Annotated in this window: 1 protein-coding gene; it reads left to right on the top strand. The window is 69.1% G+C overall.

The window, feature by feature from the left end; translation table 11 throughout:
• The coding region (locus tag ACQKIP_RS47665) for an oxidoreductase (protein WP_427745891.1) at positions 1-1,288 on the top strand (1,288 nt) is incomplete at both ends.

Here is a 1,288-nt window from a genome sequence, read left to right as displayed (position 1 = left end):
GGCGCAGCCGGGGGCCGTGGCGTGTCTGCGGCTCGCCGGGGCGCGGATATCCGGACACCTCAATCTGGCAGGTGCGCAGATCGCGTACGCCCTCTGGCTGGAGGACTGCTGGTTCGAGGAGTCGGTGAACCTGCTCGGAGCGTCAACGCAAACGCTCGTGATCACGGGCAGTCACGTACCGGGTATCGAAGCCTATGCGGCCCGGATCGAGGGAACGCTCGACCTGCGACGCTCCGTGGTGCGGAAGCTGGCGTCCTCGCCCTTCAACCACGTCAGCACCGCCCTGTCCCTGAGCGACGCCCGGGTGACCGGTGGCATGCTCCTCAACGGCGCCGAGATCAGCGCGCCCGGCGGATGGGCCGTGGCCGCCGGCGGCCTGGTCATGGAGGGAGGCGTGACCTGCAACGGCGGGTTTGTCGCGCGAGGTGAAGTGCGGCTGCCGGGAGCACAGTTACCCGGCGGCCTGTTCATGCAGGGGGCACAGCTGGTGAGTCCCGGCCCGCGCGGGACGGCGCTCGCCCTGGACAACGCCTCGGGCTCGACGTTCGACTTCTCCGCCGGGTTCACGGCGAACGGGACCGTACGGGTCCGGGGCACCCGGATCTCGAACAATCTGACCTTCGAGGGAGCCGTCCTCAACGGACTGCCCGGCGGACACGGTGCATCCTTGGCCGCTCCCTTGATGCAGGCCGTCGACTTCGACTTCACCCTCGCCCAGCCTCCGTCCGGCACCGTGGATCTGCGGGGTGCACAGGTGTCCAACCTCTACGACAGCGATCACAGCTGGCCGGAAGTGGTGGAGCTGGACGGCTTCGTCTACGGATCCATCAAAACGGACAAGGGCCGCGGGCGCCGGGAGGCAGTGGGACGGCGCGACTCCGTTGCACGACGGGTGGCGTGGATACGACGCAGCCCCGGCTACAACCCGCAGCCTTACGAGCAGTTGGCCAGCTGGTACCGGAAGGCCGGCCACGACGACGACGCCCGCCGTGTGCTCCTGGCCAAACAGCGGCACCGACGGCAAACTCTGTCCCGGGCCTCTCGCATATGGGGTCACCTGCTCGACACGACCGTCGGCTACGGCTACCGCCCCTGGCTGGCCGACGTCTGGCTCCTCGCTCTGACCCTGCTGGGCACTCTGTCCTTCGGCGCTCACTCCCCCACCCCGGTCAAACGAGGCGAAGGCGCCCCCTTTCAGCCCCTCGTCTACACATTCGACCTGCTGATCCCCATCGGCGGCCTGGGCCAGCGCACGGCCTGGTCCTGGCCGCACGACGGCCTCCAGTGG

The organism is Streptomyces sp. NPDC059900 (genome assembly GCF_050270335.1).
Classification (GTDB): domain Bacteria; phylum Actinomycetota; class Actinomycetes; order Streptomycetales; family Streptomycetaceae; genus Streptomyces.
The sequence above is the reverse complement of the archived record's forward strand: the minus strand, read 5'-3'. Positions and strand labels throughout refer to the sequence as shown.